The sequence below is a fragment of the Pseudomonas sp. genome, from assembly GCF_028293835.1.
GTDB lineage: Bacteria > Pseudomonadota > Gammaproteobacteria > Pseudomonadales > Pseudomonadaceae > Aquipseudomonas.
The window spans coordinates 1-17,972 of record NZ_JAQGNX010000086.1; the positions used below are offsets into that span (position 1 = coordinate 1).

The window sequence follows — 17,972 nt, forward strand, 5'->3', positions numbered from 1 at the left end:
CCGATGATATGGCCGGGCGGGTGATTTACACCTACGAACGGTCGTTAAGTACCACGGTCAACGACATCGAACACCTGGAGTCGCAATCGCTTCCCGGCATGGGCATCGTGAAGATCTTCTTCCAGCCCGGCGTCGATATCCGTACCGCCAACGCCCAGGTGACGGCGGTGTCGCAAACCGTGCTGAAACAGATGCCACCTGGTATCACTCCGCCGCTGATCCTCAACTACAGCGCCTCCACCGTGCCGATTTTGCAGATGGCGTTTTCCAGCCCGACCTTGTCTGAATCACGGATTCGCGATTTGGTGCAGAACAGTATTCGCCTGCCCCTGACCTCGGTCCCAGGCCTGGCGCTACCTACGCCTATGGGCGGCAAGCAGCGACAAATCACCCTCGACCTTGACCCGCAAGCGTTGGCGGCCAAAGGCTTGTCGGCGCAAGACGTGGGCGATGCCCTGGCGGCTCAGAACCAAATCATCCCGGTGGGTACGGCGAAGTTTGGCCGCACCGAATACACCGTGCTGCTCAATAACAGTCCGCAGGCCATCGATGCGCTAAACGACCTGCCCATCAAGACGGTTGATGGCGCGCTGATTACCATCGGCCAAGTGGCCCACGTGCGTGATGGATCGCCGCCGCAGACCAACATCGTGCGTGTCGACGGACGACGCGCAGTGCTGATGCCAGCCTTGAAGAACGGCAGTATTTCAACCCTGTCCATCGTCGACGGCATCCGCAATATGCTGCCGTTGATCAATGAAACGTTGCCCCCCGAGCTGAAAACGTCGCTGCTCGGCGACGCCTCGGTGTTTGTTAAACAATCGGTCAGCAGCGTGGCCCGCGAGGGCATCATCGCGGCCCTGCTCACCAGCGTGATGATCCTGCTGTTTCTCGGCAGTTGGCGTTCCACCCTGATCATCACCGCATCAATTCCACTGGCGGTGCTCTCGGCCATCGCCCTGCTGGCGGTCAGCGGTCAGACCCTGAACGTGATGACCCTCGGCGGGCTGGCCTTGGCGGTGGGAATTTTGGTGGATGACGCGACCGTCACCATCGAAAACATCAACTGGCACCTGGAGCAAGGCAAGGCGGTCAAGAAAGCGATACTCGACGGCGCCAGACAAATCGTCGGCCCGGCGTTTGTCTCGCTGCTGTGCATCTGCATCGTGTTCGTGCCGATGTTCATGCTCCAGGGCATCGCCGGCTTCCTGTTTCGGCCCATGGCGCTGGCGGTGATCTTCGCCATGGCCAGCTCGTTTTTTCTTTCGCGCACTCTGGTGCCAACCCTGGCAATGTTCCTGCTCAAGCCCCACGTGGTCGAACAAGGCCCCGGTCATCACCCGGAAGACGGTTTTATCAATCACCACGAAGGCGACCAACACACCCGTCAACGGCATTTTCTGTTGCAAGGGCTGTTGAACGTTCAGCAGGGGTTCGAGCGTGGTTTTTCGGCGACCCGTGACATGTACCACGGCCTGCTGGGCTTGGCCCTAAAGCACCGAAAACCCTTCCTGCCGGGATTTCTCGCCTGCGTACTGGCCAGTTTCGCGTTGCTGCCGAGCCTGGGTCAGGACTTCTTCCCGGCCACGGATGCGGGGGCCCTTTCGCTGCATGTGCGCTTGCCGCTGGGCACGCGCATCGAGGAGAGTGCTGCCGCCTTCGACCGCATCGAACAGCGCATCCGCGAAATCATTCCGGCTGACCAGGTAGACACCGTGGTCGATAACATCGGCATTGCCCTGAGCGGCATCGACATGGCCTACAGCAACAGTGGCACCGTCGGACCGCAAGACGGCGATATTTCGGTGTCGCTGAAGCCCGGCCATGGGCCCACCGCTGATTTCGTCAAACGCCTGCGTGAGGTGTTGCCACAGAGTTTCCCTGGCAGCCACTTCGCTTTTATGCCGGCCGACATCACCAGCCAAATCCTTAACTTTGGCGCTCCGGCACCGATGGACGTCAAAGTCTCCGGTCCTGACGCCGTGGCTAACCGCGCCTTTGCGATTGAACTGCAGCGGCGATTGGAACATGTGCCGGGGATCGCTGATTTGCGTCTACAGCAGTCTGCCGGTTACCCGTCGCTACAAGTCGACGTCGACCGTCTTCGCGCCAAACAACTGGGTATTACTGAGCGTGACGTAACCACCAGCCTCGGCGCATCGCTGGCCGGCACCTCCCAAGTGGCGCCGACCTATTGGCTCAATCCGAAGAATGGCGTGTCGTATTCAGTGGTCGGCGCGACACCGCAATACCGGCTCGACAGCTTGCCAACCCTCGAAGCGCTGCCGATCACTGGCAGCAACGGTCAGTCGCAAATCCTCGGCGGATTGGCGACCATTAAACGGGTAGAAAGCCCAGCGGTGGTCACGCACTACAACATTCAGCCGACGCTGGATATCTTCGCCAACATTCAAGGGCGTGACCTCGGCGGCGTTGCCAACGACGTGCAAAACGTCATCGACGGCGCGGCGGCTTTGCGGCCTAAAGGCGCCACGGTCACCCTGCACGGACAAATTGATGCGTTGCATGAAGCGTTCAACGGCCTGAGCCTTGGCCTACTGGGTGCGGTGGTACTGATCTACCTGCTGATCGTGGTCAACTTCCAATCCTGGGTCGACCCGTTCGTGATCATCACCGGACTGCCCGCCGCACTGGCGGGCATCGTCTGGATGCTGTTCCTGAGCAATACCTCACTGTCCGTTCCGGCGTTAACCGGGGCCATCCTTTGCATGGGCGTGGCAACGGCGAACTCGATTCTGGTGGTGAGTTTCTGTCGCGAGCGTTTAGCCGTGCACGGCGATGCATTTCTTGCCGCACTGGAAGCCGGGTACACACGGTTTCGCCCCGTGTGCATGACCGCACTGGCGATGATTATCGGCATGCTGCCGCTGGCGTTGTCCGAAGAACAGAACGCGCCCCTTGGTCGGTCCGTGATTGGCGGCCTGATTCTGGCCACCACCGCCACCCTGTTGTTCGTACCGGTGGTGTTCAGCCTGGTGCACCGTCACTCAATCCCTCGTGCTGTTGTTGGAGAATTGCCCCATGTCGTCTGAACACACCCCCTCACGCAAGCGCCTGATGCTGGTGGGTATCGGCGGGCTGACCCTGGCAGCGCTGCTGGTCGCCAACGGCCTCGCCGCCCGCACCCGTCATGAAAATTCCGTGGTCAGCTGGACCGACGCCCAGGCCATGCCGGTGGTCAATCTGTTCCAACCCACGCCAAACGCCGAAGGCGACACCTTACACCTGCCCGCGCACCTGGAAGCCTGGAGCAAAGCACCGATCAATGCCCGGGTCAGTGGTTATCTCAAAGACTGGAAAACCGACATCGGGGCGCAGGTTCAGGCCGGACAGGTATTGGCGCAAATCGACAGCCCGGAACTGGATCAACAAATGGCCCAGACCCGGGCGCATCTGGCGCAACAGCAGGCCAATGCACGCTTGGCTGAAACCACCGCCACCCGCTGGCAAAATCTATTGGCGACGCACTCGGTATCGCGTCAGGAAGTGGACGAAAAAGTCTCCAATGCCGCCGCAGCCAAGGCCGACATGCAAGCGGCGGCTGCCGATGAAGCACGCCTGTCGGACCTTGAAGACTACAAAACCATTCGTGCGCCATTTGCCGGCACCATCACCGCGCGCAACACCGACATCGGCCAATTGATCAAGGCTGATACTGCCGGCGACGTCGCACTGTTCAATATCGCCGATACCCGACGCTTGCGCCTGTACGTGCCAGTGCCGCAAAACTACGCCAGCGTTATCCATCCGGGCATGCAGGTGGAGCTGACAGTGCCGGAGCATCCCGGACAGCATTTCAGCGCCCGCTTACTCGGCGACTCCACCTCGGTCGATCCACGCTCCGGCACGCTGTTGGCGCAATTCGTGGCGGACAATCCGGATGGCGCGCTGCTGCCTGGGGACTATGCCGAAGCGACGATCAAGGTCGCCGCCGACACCCATGGCGTGAGCATCCCCGCCAGTGCATTGATCTTCCGCGCCCAAGGCACACAGGTTGCTGTGCTGGACAGTGCCAACCATGTGCACCTGCGCGACATCCATATCGGTCTGGATCTGGGCGAGCGTCTGGTCATAGACCAAGGTCTGACCGCAGCGGATCACGTAGTGGATAACCCGCCCGACTCCCTGCGTGAAAACGATCCTGTGCAATTAGCCCAAGCCGGAGTCGCCCATGCACCCAAGGCTTGAGTCGAGCATTCGCCTGCTGGCGTTGGGGGTGGCATTGGGGTTGACCCTGCAAGGCTGCTCACTGGCTCCAACCTACATCACCCCGTCGATCACGTTACCCGATCATTATCGCGAGCAAACCAGCGATGGACCATGGCACACGGCACAACCAGCGGATCATCTGCAATACCAGTGGTGGCAGGTTTATAACGACCCTCATCTGAATGACTTGCAGCAGCAATTGCTCAAGGCCAATCCGGACCTGGCGGCGGCCTTGGCGCATTTCGACGGTGCGCAGGCGTATGCCAGTCAATTGCATGCCGGGTTATTTCCGCAGATCAGCGCCAGCGCGCAGCCACTGCGCCAACGTCAATCGGACAGTCGACCATTACGCGGCGACACCCAGCCAGCGGTGTATAACAGCGATACTGTGGGCTTCAGCCTGAGTTTTGATCCTGATTTCTGGGGACGAATTCGCAATCAGGTCGCGGCCGGTGACGCCCAGGCTGTTGCCTCGGCCGATGACCTGGCGGTGGCGCGGCTAAGCCTGCAACGGCAGCTGGCGACGCTGTATATGCAGCTGCGCGGACTGGATGCACAGCGCACGATTCTCGGACACTCGCTGGACGATTACGGCCAGGCGCTGCAATTGACCCAGGACCGCTATCAAGGCCAGATCGCCTCGGAACTGGACCTGACCCGCGCCCAAAGCCAATTGGCTGAAGCCCAGGCTGAGCTTGACGACGTTCGGGCTCAACGCAACCTCAGCGAACATGCCATTGCCGAATTGGTGGGCGTGCTGCCTGGCGACTTCCGGCTTGCCCGTGAAAAGGCAGCGCTGGTGTTACCGCCGACCCCTGAAACCCTGCCCAGCACCTTGCTGCAACGGCGTCCGGACGTGGCCGCCGCCGAGCGCCGGGTGTTCGCCGCCAACGCCAACATTGGCGTCGCCCGCGCCGCGTGGTACCCGGACTTCAGCCTGACAGGTTTGCTGGGCGGGCAGACTCAGGGCAGCGGGAACTTGCTGTCGGCAGCCAACCGTTATTGGGCGCTGGGGCCGTTAATCAATCTGCCCGTTTTCGACGGTGGCCGCCGCAGCGCCAACGATCGTCAAGCCAAGGCCGAGTTCGAGGAAGCCTCAGCGCATTACCGCAGCCAAGTGCTACGCGCCGTGCGTGAGGTCGAGGACAACTTGGGCCAACTGCGGGATTTGCACCAAGAAGCCATCGATGAGCAAGCAGCGGTCGATGCCGCGCAAAGCGCCGAACACATTGCGACGGACAGCTATCAAGCCGGTGCGGTGAATTACCTCAACGTAGTGACTGCGCAAACCACTGCTCTGCAGGCCCAGCGACGCTTGCAGGTGCTAAACACCAGTCGCTTGCTGGCCAATGTTGGATTGATGACCGCGTTGGGGGGCGGCTGGAAAAACGAGTAGTCACAAAGGGCGAACTCCTGAGTGTGTCCTGTCTCTAAAGTCGGTACCTATTCAGTAGACAGGAGCACGCCATGAGTGATCATTCAAATTACGGAAAAACCCCGGACGCTCCCAAGCGTGACGTAGAAGGCAACCTCGTGAACGTGGTGGAAAAGGATATAAAACGGTCAAACCCCAAGACTGACGGGGTTGATAAAGTCATCACGCCGACCAACATCAAGACCAGGGAGCAGGAAGCGCAAGAAATCAATGAACGCTCGGCAGAAGTTGAGCGCAAGTTGGGTCGGTAAATAAATGCATACCCAATCTGTAGGAGCCAACTTGTTGGCGAGACGGTATGTCTGACATACCGCATTGAGCCTCTCGCCAACGAGTTGGCTTCTACAGAATAGTGGGCTATCTAGCCAACGCGCGGGGGCTATCAAGCTTTTTTCCGGCCACCCCGACAAGGTGCTCAACCACATACTGTGCATCCCGCGCAACACCCGAGAAGCGGCCCGAGCCCCAGGTGTATAACCAGGGCAAACCCAGGAAATACAAACCGGGCTGTGCGGTGATGCCGCGCTGATGTCCAGGATGGCCGCGACCGTTGAACACCGGTGCTTCGACCCAAGTGAAGTCTGGCGTGAAGCCAATGCACCAGATGATGCTGGTGATACCTTCCCCATGCAGGTCCAGTTCTTTACGCTCTTGTTCAGGCGTCCAGACCGGCATATAGCGTTCACCGGCCGGGGCATCGAGGGCGTTTTTTTCGATGTAATTGTCGATGGACGTATTGATCCGGTTATACACTGCATCGGCGCTGTCGAGGCTGGCACCGAGGTTGTCGAAGAACTGCAGTCGACCTTTTTCCAGCCCCTGCAAACGCCCAAATAATTGCATGCCTTCCCGGGCAAATTTACGCAGGTCAATGTCACGCCCACCGTCGCGGCCAGTGACGTAGTGGTTGGTATTGTCGCGCACGCCTTCGCGCAGCGGATGGGCATCAACGCCAATGTCGTAGTAGCCCATTTCTGCCAACCAATCGACCACGTCCTTGCCCCGATAAAAACGCGCACAGCGCGGCGCGTCACCTACGGCCAAATACACCTTGCGTCCGGCAACGTGCAGGTCTTCGGCGATCTGCGCACCCGACTGACCGGAACCGACCACTAGTATATTTCCCGCTGGCAATGTATGCGGGTTGCGGTATTGCTCGGAATGAAACTGTTGAATGCCCGTGGGTAAACGCTCGGCCAGACGCGGAATGATCGGCGTGTGATAACCGCCCGAGGCAACGATGACTTGATCGGCGCTGAACTCACCCTTGGACGTATGCACTTCATAACCGCCGATAGCACGAGGCACCACCCGTTGCACGGCGACGCCCTCCAAAACCGGTGCGCTGACCGACTTTACGAAGCCGCTGAGGTAAGCGTTGATTTCATCTTTTTTCATGAAGCCGTGAGGGTCTTTGCCGTTGAATTCGTCGCTGTAGGTGTAACCCGGCAGCGCGCATTGCCAGTTCGGCGTGACCAGGCTGAACGCATCCCAGCGCTGGTTGCGCCAGGTGTGAGTCAGGCTGTGCTTTTCCAGCAGCAGATGGTCGATGCCGTGCTGCTGTAGGTAATAGCTGGCGGACAACCCAGCTTGGCCGCCGCCGACGACAATCACACTGTGATGGGGAGGTTTGACTGAAGTGAGGTGGACCATGAGGGTTCTCCGCTGGAATGCCATAAGGTAAAAAAAAGACTAGAACTGTAGGAGCCAACTTGTTGGCGAAGCGATCTACGCGCGGGGTCAGAAATGACGCCTCGGCAACAAGTTGGCTCCTACAGAGGGGTCAGTACACGAACACCAGCCCGCGCCGAAAGGGGTCAGAACGAGCTCCAGCCCGCGCTGGGCACTCGGCCGCCGCCTTCAGTACGCATGCTCAGGACTTCAACGTGTCCGGTGTCGTAATGCAGCGCATCCAGCACGCTGGCCTGGCCTTTAAGCGAACTCAAGGTGTCCATCGCCGAGCTGCAATAAAAGCCTTTGACTTGCTTGACCCGCTCCGAAGCCTCATTCAACGCGCTGTCGAGGCGCTTCAAAAAGTCCGGCAATGGGTAGCGGCCTCCTTCCTGCAAATGTTCATAAATAATTGTCGACGGCGAGTAACCGTTTGCTTCTTTGCCGTTAGGCCAGCGGACTTTGAAATTGACGGCGGGCATATCAATGCTCCTGTTGGGTGAGCTTTAAGGCATTCAGGTCGTGATCGGGGTAGCTGAAACCGGTGAAAGCGTGCGTGCGCAAATCCCAGAAGGTGCCGTGTTGCTCACCGGACTGGACGCTAAGCGAACCGCTGGCGTTGACGACGCCAATGCGTTCACAGCGCAAACCTTCGAAGGCGAATGCGGCCTGGACGTTGGTCCAGTCGCCTTCATCGAGTGTCATTAGAAAACCGTAACTGGGGAACACTTGCAGCCAGCGACCGAGGTCAGCGCCTGCCGGGCATGGCAGTGCATCGAGATCGATGGTCGCGCCGCAGCCGGTGGTTTCCAGCAACATCAACAAACTGCCCAACACCCCGGCGTTGCTGATGTCCTTGGCGGCATGCAGCAGTTCGGCTTCAGCCAGCCGTGGCAACACTTCGAGCTTGCTGCGCAGGCGCTCGGCCGGTACACCTTCGAAAGCCTTCCAGTACGTGCTGTCGGCATGCCAGTCGCCTTCGAGGTCCACTGCCATGGCCAGCACTTGTCCGGGGGCCACATGCAAGGTCGACAGCAGCTTGTGCGCTATACCCGTAATTGCCACGGCAAGCGCGGTTGGATTGCCAGCGGCGAGGCTGGTGTGCCCCCCGGCCAGCAGCAACCCGTAGGCTTCACAGGCGGCGCGGATACCGGCCAATACTTGCTTCGCTGCGTCTTGTTCGTGATGCCAATAGGCGTTGACCACTGCGGTGGCGCGGCCCCCCATGGCGGTGATATCGCTGACGTTGGCCATGACCGCCGACCATCCGGCAAACCACGGTGCCGCCTGAACAAAACCCGGCAGCATGCCTTCGATGGCCAACAGCTGGAAATGGTCGCCACAGGCAATCGCCGCGGTGTCATCGCCGGGCAGCGCATAAAGTTGCTCGCGAGTGAGGGTGCGACTGGCGGCGCGCATGATTTCAGCCGGTTGCTGAATTGCTTGTTTGGATAACATCGCGGGCGTGTCGCGCAAACTGTCCAGCAACGCCGCCAGGTTCAAGGCCTTAGTCATGGCGGGCCACCTTCAGCGGGCGCAACGACACCTGACGCGGCATCAACGGATAGTTCGTCAGGTCCGCTTGCATCAGGCAATGGGGTTGATCGAGCAGCTGTAATTGCTCCAGGGTTTGCCAATGCAGGCCATGAAAATAGGCTTCGTTGGGCGCCTGCACGGTGGCGCGAAATACCGTGCAACCCAACTCCTTGGCCCGGGACACCGCTTCATTGACCAACGCCTTGCCGATCATGCTATGGCGTCGATAGGCCTGCGCTACGCACAGCCGTCCGCCAAACCACAGGCCCGGTTCCGGTTGGTAAATGCGCACCGCCCCAACGACTTGATCGGCCATGCCGCAACTGCCAGCCAGGGCAACAATGGCGATCGCCTGAAAGTCGTGACCATCCTTGTCCTGGACCAGCAGTTGTTGCTCATCGGAGAACACCGACCGGCGCAAGGCGAAATAGGCCTGTTTTTCCCAGTGCTCGGTGGCTGGTTTAATCAGCAATTCCCCCGCGCGAAACGGTTCGAAGGTGCTGTCGACTAAAGCAAAGGCGAGGTTGTGCATAGCGTGTTGCTCCCAGGTCTAACCGGCATTTACTCGTAGCTTTTCAGTGCCGAGCACGCGCCGCATTTGGCGCAACCGGCGTTGATCTGATCGGAGTGCAAACCGTGACGGCGCAGGCTGGCGCCAATCTGCGGGTACAGCCGCGCCATCATCGCGCTGTCGGGTTTCGGGTGATTGGCCAACGGCGTGCCGTCGATGGGCACAAAAGGCACCACGAATGGGTACACGCCTAAGCCGCACAACCGCTCGCTCATCTCGGTGATCGCCGCTTCGCTGTCGCCAAGGCCGGCGAGGATATACGTGCTGACTTGCCCGCGACCAAACACCTCCACCGCGGCGCTGAACGCTTCAAAATAACGGCTCAGCGGCACTTCGGCCTTGCCCGGCATGATCCGCTGACGCACTTCATCAGTGACCGCTTCCAGGTGCATACCCAACGAAACCACACCGCTGTCGGCCAATCGCTGAAACCACCGATCGTCGTCCGGTGGTTCGCACTGGGCCTGAATCGGCAGATCAACGGCAGCAGTCACCGCAGCGGCTGATTCACACAGAATCGCCGCGCCACGGTCAGGGGTTTGCGGGGTGCCAGTGGTCATCACCATGTGCTTGACGCCATCCAACTCGACTGCCGCTTTGGCCACTTCGGCCAGTTGTTGCGGGCGTTTGCGGGCGATGGTCTTGCCTGCGGCCAACGATTGACCGATGGCGCAAAACTGGCACGAGGTGCCGCGATCATTAAAGCGAATGCAATGCTGCAACACGGTGGTGGCAAGTACGTCGCTGCTGTGTAACGTGGCGATTTTCCAATACGGAATGCCGTCGTCGGTGCTTAATCCGTAAAACTTCGGCACGCCCGGCAGTTGCACCGTGCCCACCTGCATACCTTCACGAAAGATCAGCGCCTGGCTGCCATCAGCCGTGGGTTGCGCCTGGTACGGTGAATTCTGTGAAGCTTGATTGAGGATCGGTACCATCATGGTCCGGCTGCCAAAACTCAGCGCCTTGTGGTCCGATGGCCCTGCCCCGCCTTGTCGTGACAAACCATTTTGCGCAGCCGGCCAACGCACGCCGTGGCATTGCAACTCGGCCAGTAATTCATTGGTTTGCATGATCAAGCTCCTCGGTAGAAGCGCCGGCAAGATGATGGGCCGTGCGTTCATGCACATGGGCGGTGGGCGTGCGGTCGATCAACAAGCTCAGCAGTTCCGGGCGGCTGTAATGGCCCACGGAATCCATCATTCGTTTGCGTTTGTCGATCAACGCCATGTCCAGGTCAGCGATGACCACGCCTTCACCGGAACGCAGCGGTTCGCCGAGCAATTTGCCTTCTGGGGATACAATCGCAGTGAAGCAACCACCGGAGATGGGGCCGATGCTACAACCGGTGTCCTGCATGATCTGGCCTTGCTGATCGGCATTCAGCCACGCCGTGGAATTGACCACGAAGCAGCCGGACTCCAAAGCGTGATGGCGGATGGTTACTTCAATTTGATCGGCGAAAATGTCGCCCACCAGGGAGCCGGGGAACATCGCGGCGTGAATCTGTTCGCCGTCGGCCATCAATGCGTAGCGGGCCAACGGGTTGTAATGTTCCCAGCAGGCCAGTGAGCCAATACGTCCCACTGCGCTGTCGATGGCGCGCAAACCGGAGCCGTCGCCTTGCCCCCATATCATCCGCTCGTGGTAGGTCGGGGTGATTTTTCGCCGATGCTGAATCAGGCTGCCGTCAGCGTCGAACAGCAGCTGTGCGTTGTAGATCGTGCCGCCTTCGCGCTCGTTGATGCCGATAGACACCACCATTCCCGCTTGTTTGCATGCTTCGCCAATGGCCAGGGTCGCAGCCGACGGCACAGTGACCGATTGCTCTAAGAGCTTCAGGTGTTCCCTACCCATGGCGAAAGGCGGCTGGACGAAAGAAAAATAGGGGTAGTACGGCACCACCGTTTCCGGAAACACCGCAAATTGCACGCCTGACTGACCGAGGGCGATGATCTGCTGGCAGACCTTGTCCACAGTGCCTTCGCGGCTATACAGCACCGGACTGATCTGGACGGCGGCAGCTTTGATGATGGCCATATTGGGGTCCTGATTAGGTGGTGAATGACATCTGTAGGAGCCAACTTGTTGGCGAGACGGCATGTCTGACACACCGCATTGAGCCCCTCGCCAACAAGTTGGCTCCTACAGAGAGGGAGCGTTTTGCCTTACGCGGTCCAGGTATCGATGATCATTGCCCCTTCACGGCGCATGATTAGGCGCAGGTCCATAACGTCCAGTGGGTTGATCGGACGGATGCCTTCGATCAAGGCTTTTTCGGTCTGGCCGTACAGCGCCTGCAGGGCAAAGCGGCACGCGTAGACCTTGCCGCCCTCTTCCATGAACTGGATCAGTTGCTTGTTGACGGCCAAGTGGCCGGGGAATGCTTCAGCGCCCAGGGTTGGAAAGCCCCGTTGCACGCCGAGCTGTACGCCAGGCCCGTACAGCAGGATTGTGGTTTCAAAGCCCTTGCGTAGCAGACGTTTGGCTTGAAGCATGTTGACCAGGCCGATGGAGCCTTCGAAGGCGATGGTATGGAACGTGATCAAGACTTTTTCGCCGGGCTCGGCTTTGACGTCCTCGAAGACTTTTTCTTCGTAATCGACCAGGAAATCGCCGTCTTTGTAATGAGAAATATCCACGGTTGGCATGTCGTCGCTCTCCAGTTTTCTTTGGCTTGACGGCAGCCTGAGTTGGCTGCCGGGGTTGCAAGACATAGAGCGAACGCCGTGCCAGAAAATTATAAATTTCCGCCCCTTCGTTAAGTGATTGATTTTCCTGCCAAAGCCAATCTGACACTGCTTTTTAATGAACATCTGATGCTATCGGCGGACCACGTATTCACGTAGAACTACGAGTATTCGTAGGAACAAATCACGAGATTTCGTACTGATGAGCACAGACACCGACTCCCTGAGTAACTGGGCTGACTTGGCGTATTCGTCACGACATATGGTTTTTGAGCATTGCGCCGAAGCCATCGCCTTGCTCAACCCCTACGCCGACCGCTTTGGCGATTTGAACGTGGCGACCTGCAAGCTGCTCGGCTATCCGCGTCAGGAGTTACTGGAGCTGCCAGTCAGTAAATTGTTTGGTCATCAACTCGCTGACCTGATCGTGTTTACCCAAGCCGTGCTGGATAAAGGTCAAGGCTGGACTGAAGAACTGAGCTGCAACTGCAAGACCGGCGAACGTATCGAGCTGGAAATCTCGGCCACCACCCTGCAGATCAAAGGCGAGCAGCAATTGATCTTGGTGCTGCGCGAGCTCAGTCATCAGAAATATCAGCGCGACCAAGCCCACACCGCACGCACCATGCGCGGCGGGCTGATCGAGTGGCGCAACATTCTTAATTTGTTCCAGGAGTCCGAACGCGACAACCAACTGCTGCTCAGTTCGGTGGGCGACGGCATTTACAGCATCGACAGTGACGGGCTGGCGACATTCGTTAATCCGGCTGGCGCCCGGATGCTCGGTTGGGAACCCCAGGACATGATCGGCAAGAACATCCACCGCATTCATCACCACAGCCACGCTGATGGCAGTCATTACCCTGTCGAAGACTGTCCGATCTACAAAGCTGTGCGTGACGGCGTAGTCCACGAAGGACGCCAGGAAGTGTTTTGGCGCCGTGATGGCAGCGGTTTTCCAGTGGAATTCACCAGCACCCCGGTGATTTCCGATGGGCGCATTGCGGGTGCCGTGGTGGTTTTCCGCGACATCACCGAACGCCGCAACACCGAGAACCAGCTGCAAAGCGCCCTGGAAGAACTCAAAGTCCTCAAGCAACGTTTGGAAGAGCAAAACGCTTACTTGCAGGAAGAAATCCATATCGAGCACAATTTCCGCGAGATCGTCGGCCAAAGCGACCCGATTCTGAAAATCATCAAACAGATCGATGTGGTGGCGCCCACCGATGCCAGCGTGTTGATCAATGGCGAATCCGGCACCGGCAAAGAGCTGATCGCCCGCGCTATCCATCAAGCCAGCCGTCGCAGCGCCAGCCCGTTGATTCGGGTCAACTGCGCGGCAATTCCCACAGAGCTGTTTGAAAGCGAATTTTTCGGCCACATTCGGGGCGCCTTCACCGGGGCGGTTCGCGACCGGGTTGGGCGCTTCGAACTGGCGGACGGCGGTACGCTGTTTCTGGATGAGATCGGCGAAATCCCGTTAGAGCTGCAAAGCAAACTGCTGCGGGTGCTGCAGGAAGGCCAGTTCGAGCGGGTCGGCGAAGAACGTACGCGCAAGGTCGATGTAAGGATCATTGCCGCGACCAACCGGGACTTGCGTCAGGAAGTCACGGCCAAGCGCTTTCGTGAGGACCTGTATTTCCGCTTGAACGTGTTTCCGATCCAGTCCCCCGCCCTGCGCGACCGCGCCATGGACATTCCGCAGCTGGCAGCCCACTTTCTTAAACAAACCAGCCAGCGCCTGAATATGCCCGGCCGCCGCCTGCGCAACACTGACATCGAGCGCCTGCAGCACTATTCATGGCCCGGCAACATTCGCGAACTGCAAAATGTGATCGAACGCGCGCTGATCACCTCCCACGGCCCCGACCTGACCATGGACCTGCCGGACGAGCCGAAAAGCAGCCAGAGCCCGATACCATCATTCACGCCGTTGACCGTCATGACCGACGCGCAACTGCGAAACCTCGAGCGCAGCAACATGCAAGCCGCACTGAAAGCGAGCCACGGAAAACTGTTTGGCAAGGGTGGCGCGGCTGAATTACTGGGGCTAAAACCTACCACCCTGGCGTCGCGGTTGAAGCGGCTGGATATTGAATTGGAAGGAGGTGCGTAATCTTTCTTACCCGAATCTTTAAGGTTCAAGCGGGAAAGGCTTTATTCTTTCGCGCAATATTAGCTATCACCCTCACGCCCCTTCTTACTTCAAGGCAGAACCATTAGCCTGCGTGCTATCCAATGTGCGACACCCTCCACCGAGATTTTCCATGAGTATCACGACCCAAACCAGACACTCCCCGACCATGACACGTGGCATGGTGACGTTGTTCGCGTTTTGCTGTGGCGCCATTGTCGGCAACCTTTATTACGCCCAACCGATCATTGAGTTGATTGCGCCAGACATTGGCCTGTCCAGCACCATGGCTAGCATGATCGTGTCGTTGACGCAGATCGGTTATGCCGTCGGTTTGTTCTTTTTGGTGCCGTTGGGCGACCTCCTGGAAAACCGCCGTTTGATGATCATGACCACGCTGTTGTCGATTATCAGCCTGCTGGGCGCGGCATTCAGTCAGCAGCCGAGCGTGTTCCTGCTGACATCATTGCTGGTGGGTTTCAGTTCAGTGTCGGTGCAAATACTGATTCCCTTGGCCGCCCACCTGGCACCCGAAGAAACCCGAGGCCGGGTGGTTGGCAGCATCATGGGCGGGTTGTTGCTGGGCATTCTGCTGGCCCGGCCGCTGTCCAGCGTGATCGCCGACCATTTCGGCTGGCGTGCAGTGTTTGCTACCGCCGCCGTCGTGATGATGATCATCAGCGTGGTGCTGGCCACTACCATCCCTAAACGCCAGCCCAGCCACAGCGCTTCTTACGGACAATTGATCGGCTCTTTGTGGACCTTGCTACGTACCCAACCGGTGTTGCGTCAACGGGCACTTTATCAAGGGCTGATGTTTGCTACGTTCAGCCTCTTCTGGACCGCCGTGCCAGTGGAGTTGGCGCGCAACCACGGCCTGTCGCAAAGCCAGATCGCCTTGTTTGCCCTGGTGGGCGCCATTGGTGCAATTGCCGCACCCTTCAGTGGTCGCCTGGCTGACGCCGGGCATACACGCATTGCCAGCCTGGGTGCGTTGATCCTCGCCTCGTTGAGCTTTTTGCCCGCACTCATCCACCCGGCCTATAGCGTGATCGGACTGGCGGTCACCGGGGTGGTACTCGACTTCTGCGTGCAAATGAACATGGTGCTCGGCCAGCGTGCGGTCTACGCCCTGGATGCCAGCAGTCGCAGTCGCCTGAACGCGCTGTACATGACCAGTATTTTCATTGGGGGCGCCTTTGGTTCAGCCATTGCCAGTGCGTTGTACGACCGTGGTGGCTGGATGTGGATCTTGTTGACAGGAAGCGCACTGCCATTGCTCGCACTGCTCAGCTTCCTGTTCAACGCTTCAAGCGCCCGACGTACATCGCTCAGTACCGGCTGACTCCATACTAGCCCTGCCCGGTGCAGCCTGTGCAGGACCGAACTTGTTCGGGAAGCAGACAACCCGGTCTGCCCTACTACGCCCCGGACCACGCTTCGATGTCCAGTACCAGTTCGGTCAGGTCACGTTTGCCGCCATCTTGCTGGGCAGCGACGTTCCACACCTGACGCAGACTGCTGCCGACCCACATGGGTACGCCCAGCGCCTGACATTCTTCGACTGCCAAACCGATGTCTTTGCAGACGCTGGCAATGGGGAAGCCGAAATCAAACGTGCGCGGCAGTACGTGCTTGGGGAATTTATCCATGGTCGCGCCATTTTTGCCGCTGCCGGCGTTGATCACCGACATCATCACCTCAGGATCAAGCCCGCCTTTAACGCCGGCAACAAATGCTTCGGCAGTGATCGCAAACGCCGTGGTCGACAGCATGTTGTTCAGCAACTTGAGCAACTGTCCCTGGCCGGCCTTTTCACCCACCACAAACACTTTGCCGAACACATCAAACAACCCTCGAACCTGGGCCACAGCGACGGGGTTGCCCGCCACCATCATCGCCAGCGTGCCTTTCTGCGCGCCAGCCGCACCACCACTGATTGGCGCGTCGACGGTTTCGATGCCGCGGGCCAATAGCCCCGCTGCGACTTCCTGTTCCGCACGGGAACCCACGGTCGACAAGTCCACCAGGATCTTCACCGCAGAGCCTTCAATGATGCCCTCCGCACCCAGCGCAACCGCCTTGAAGACTGCCGGACTCGGCAAGCTGGTGAAGACGACTTCTGCACGGTCGGCGACCTCACGTACGCTTTTTGCCACCTCGGCCCCCAGCGCCGAGAGTTCGTCCAAGGCTTGCTGGTTGGTGTCGTAGATCACCAACTGATGGCCCTGCTCAATCAAACGCCGCGCCATCGGCCGTCCCATGACGCCTACACCGATAAACCCAAGCACTTTGCTGTCCGTCATGTCCGTTCCTCAGAATTAATACCATTGCCCATCGCCAGTTGCATCAAAGCTCCGGCGTCGGTTGCCTGTTCCAGCGCCCACACGGCGTCAATCAGCGGCTGCGCTGCACAGCCGGAACCGCCATATGCGGCCAGTTCGTGCAGCTTTTTTTCCAGGTCGCTGTCCCTGAGCGGTGCGCCCAAGCTGCCCTTGGACACGGCGACTCGACGCGACAACGTCTGGCCCGATTGCAGAAATATTCGTACCTCGGCCGACTCCACCGGGTAATCGGCGTTGTCTACAAATGCCAGTTTGGGGTACAGCGCCCGCAGCTTGGGGTCCGCAACGGCGGCATCACTGAACTGCGCCAGGCCGGCCTTGCCGGTCGACAACGCCACGGCAACCGCATGTTGCGCGCTGACCTGGGATTCGCGGCCGGAAAGGATGTCTGGACGATCGGTCCTTTCGCGCAATAACGGGTGTCCCGTCAGCTCAACCCGGGACACTTCGCCCATGGACCACCGGCGCTCGATTGATAAGGCGAGGCACGCCTCGATCACCGGGTTCAACACAACGCCACAGGGATAGGGCTTGTAGGTGTTGGCCAATAACGCCCAGCGCTCACCTAGCCCTTCGCTGACTTGCGCAAAATCGGGCTGTTCGCCCATGACTCGAAGAAATCCACGCTCACCTTCGAGGGGCTGTTGCGGCCCGGCAAAATCATCTTGCGCCAACAGCGCCGAGAGCAAGCCATTGCGTGCCGCGTTGCCGACGCCGATGCTTTTCGACGCGCTGCCCAAGGTTTCTACCAGCCCTGATGACTGCGCACTGGCATTGCCCAACGCCCATACATGTTGCTGCGCATCCAACCCAAGCAACTTTGCCGCCCCGGCCGCCGCACCAAATACGCCGCAGGTCGAGGTGATGTGCCAGCCGCGCTGATAATGCCCAGGGGATATGGCCATGCCCAATCGGCACTCGACCTCAACCCCCAAAACAAACGCCAGCAGCAGCTGTTCGCCACTGATCGGTGCGGTTTCGGCCAGCGCGAACAACGCCGCAGCCACGGGCGCAGTGGGGTGAATAATGGTGGGGATGTGAGTGTCGTCAAAGTCGAACACATTGGCGCTCATGGCGTTCAGTGAGGCGGCGTTCAATAGGTCGGTACGTTCCACGCGGCCAATCAAGCGCGCCTGCTGGCCTGAGCGAAAGCGCTCGAAGACCCTCAAGGCCTTACTCACATCGGGATCGCCACTGCCAGCCAGAGAAACCGCAAAGTAATTTAACAGTGCGCGTTTCGCCTCGTGGCGAACCACTGCGGGAATATCTTCCCAAGCTGTTCGCTGGACAAACTCGGCCAACTGTCGAGTCAGTCCAGGGCTTTGCATACGTTGTTGTTCGCTGCTCATGGTTATCTCCT

Annotated in this window: 15 protein-coding genes; 6 read left to right on the forward strand and 9 right to left on the reverse strand. The window is 59.1% G+C overall.

All coding sequences use genetic code 11. The annotated features are described in order from the left end of the window. From JWR17_RS10675 to JWR17_RS10690, 4 genes are all read left to right on the forward strand, one after another. Positions 1–3,053: efflux RND transporter permease subunit (locus tag JWR17_RS10675; RefSeq protein ID WP_299830959.1), on the forward strand; the 3,053-nt coding region annotated here is incomplete at its 5' end. Continuing rightward, positions 3,043–4,209, forward strand: a complete 1,167-nt coding sequence (locus tag JWR17_RS10680; RefSeq protein ID WP_299830960.1) for an efflux RND transporter periplasmic adaptor subunit — start codon at positions 3,043–3,045, stop codon at positions 4,207–4,209. The genes JWR17_RS10675 and JWR17_RS10680, both read left to right, overlap by 11 nt. Beyond that, positions 4,193–5,626 (forward strand): efflux transporter outer membrane subunit, encoded by a 1,434-nt coding sequence (locus JWR17_RS10685; RefSeq protein WP_299830961.1) that lies wholly within the window; start codon positions 4,193–4,195, stop codon positions 5,624–5,626. Before JWR17_RS10680 ends, JWR17_RS10685 begins: the two co-directional genes overlap by 17 nt. A gap of 71 nt (positions 5,627–5,697) precedes the next feature. After that, positions 5,698–5,916: a hypothetical protein gene (locus JWR17_RS10690; protein WP_299830962.1), complete on the forward strand. Its 219-nt coding sequence runs from the start codon at positions 5,698–5,700 to the stop codon at positions 5,914–5,916. 106 nt (positions 5,917–6,022) lie between these two features. Here JWR17_RS10690 and JWR17_RS10695 read toward each other — a convergent pair whose 3' ends face one another. The 7 genes from JWR17_RS10695 to JWR17_RS10725 all read right to left on the reverse strand — a co-directional run bounded on the left by JWR17_RS10695 (position 6,023) and on the right by JWR17_RS10725 (position 12,094). Next, a complete protein-coding gene (locus JWR17_RS10695) occupies positions 6,023–7,318 on the reverse strand; it encodes an MSMEG_0569 family flavin-dependent oxidoreductase (protein ID WP_299830964.1) in 1,296 nt (431 codons plus the stop codon). Positions 7,319–7,482: 164 nt separating this feature from the next. Next, a complete protein-coding gene (locus JWR17_RS10700; RefSeq protein WP_299830966.1) occupies positions 7,483–7,818 on the reverse strand; it encodes an MSMEG_0570 family nitrogen starvation response protein in 336 nt (111 codons plus the stop codon). 1 nt (position 7,819) lies between these two features. Continuing rightward, the gene (locus JWR17_RS10705; protein WP_299830968.1) at positions 7,820–8,851 is read right to left on the reverse strand and encodes a sll0787 family AIR synthase-like protein; all 1,032 of its coding nucleotides are present in this window, start codon (positions 8,849–8,851) and stop codon (positions 7,820–7,822) included. Further along, positions 8,844–9,404 (reverse strand): MSMEG_0567/Sll0786 family nitrogen starvation N-acetyltransferase, encoded by a 561-nt coding sequence (locus tag JWR17_RS10710; protein WP_299830970.1) that lies wholly within the window; start codon positions 9,402–9,404, stop codon positions 8,844–8,846. The genes JWR17_RS10705 and JWR17_RS10710 overlap by 8 nt, the downstream gene beginning before the upstream one ends. Before the next feature lie 29 nt (positions 9,405–9,433). Then, entirely contained in the window at positions 9,434–10,516 is a 1,083-nt protein-coding gene (locus tag JWR17_RS10715; protein ID WP_299830973.1) for an MSMEG_0568 family radical SAM protein, read from the reverse strand. Then, the gene (locus JWR17_RS10720) at positions 10,503–11,483 is read right to left on the reverse strand and encodes a Nit6803 family nitrilase (protein ID WP_299830975.1); all 981 of its coding nucleotides are present in this window, start codon (positions 11,481–11,483) and stop codon (positions 10,503–10,505) included. Before JWR17_RS10720 ends, JWR17_RS10715 begins: the two co-directional genes overlap by 14 nt. Positions 11,484–11,611: 128 nt before the next feature. Then, a complete protein-coding gene (locus JWR17_RS10725) occupies positions 11,612–12,094 on the reverse strand; it encodes an MSMEG_0572/Sll0783 family nitrogen starvation response protein (protein ID WP_299830977.1) in 483 nt (160 codons plus the stop codon). Between the two features lie 241 nt (positions 12,095–12,335). Between JWR17_RS10725 and JWR17_RS10730 the strand changes: the two genes are divergently transcribed. Beyond that, entirely contained in the window at positions 12,336–14,249 is a 1,914-nt protein-coding gene (locus JWR17_RS10730; protein ID WP_299830979.1) for a sigma 54-interacting transcriptional regulator, read from the forward strand. Positions 14,250–14,400: 151 nt separating this feature from the next. Continuing rightward, positions 14,401–15,612: an MFS transporter gene (locus JWR17_RS10735; RefSeq protein WP_299830980.1), complete on the forward strand. Its 1,212-nt coding sequence runs from the start codon at positions 14,401–14,403 to the stop codon at positions 15,610–15,612. A gap of 76 nt (positions 15,613–15,688) precedes the next feature. Here the strand turns inward: JWR17_RS10735 and JWR17_RS10740 are convergent, their stop codons facing one another. Beyond that, a complete protein-coding gene (locus tag JWR17_RS10740) occupies positions 15,689–16,573 on the reverse strand; it encodes an NAD(P)-dependent oxidoreductase (RefSeq protein ID WP_299830981.1) in 885 nt (294 codons plus the stop codon). Continuing rightward, complete coding sequence (locus JWR17_RS10745; RefSeq protein WP_299830983.1) at positions 16,570–17,961, reverse strand: MmgE/PrpD family protein; 1,392 nt, start codon at positions 17,959–17,961, stop codon at positions 16,570–16,572. The genes JWR17_RS10740 and JWR17_RS10745 overlap by 4 nt, the downstream gene beginning before the upstream one ends. Between the last annotated feature and the right edge of the window lie 11 nt (positions 17,962–17,972).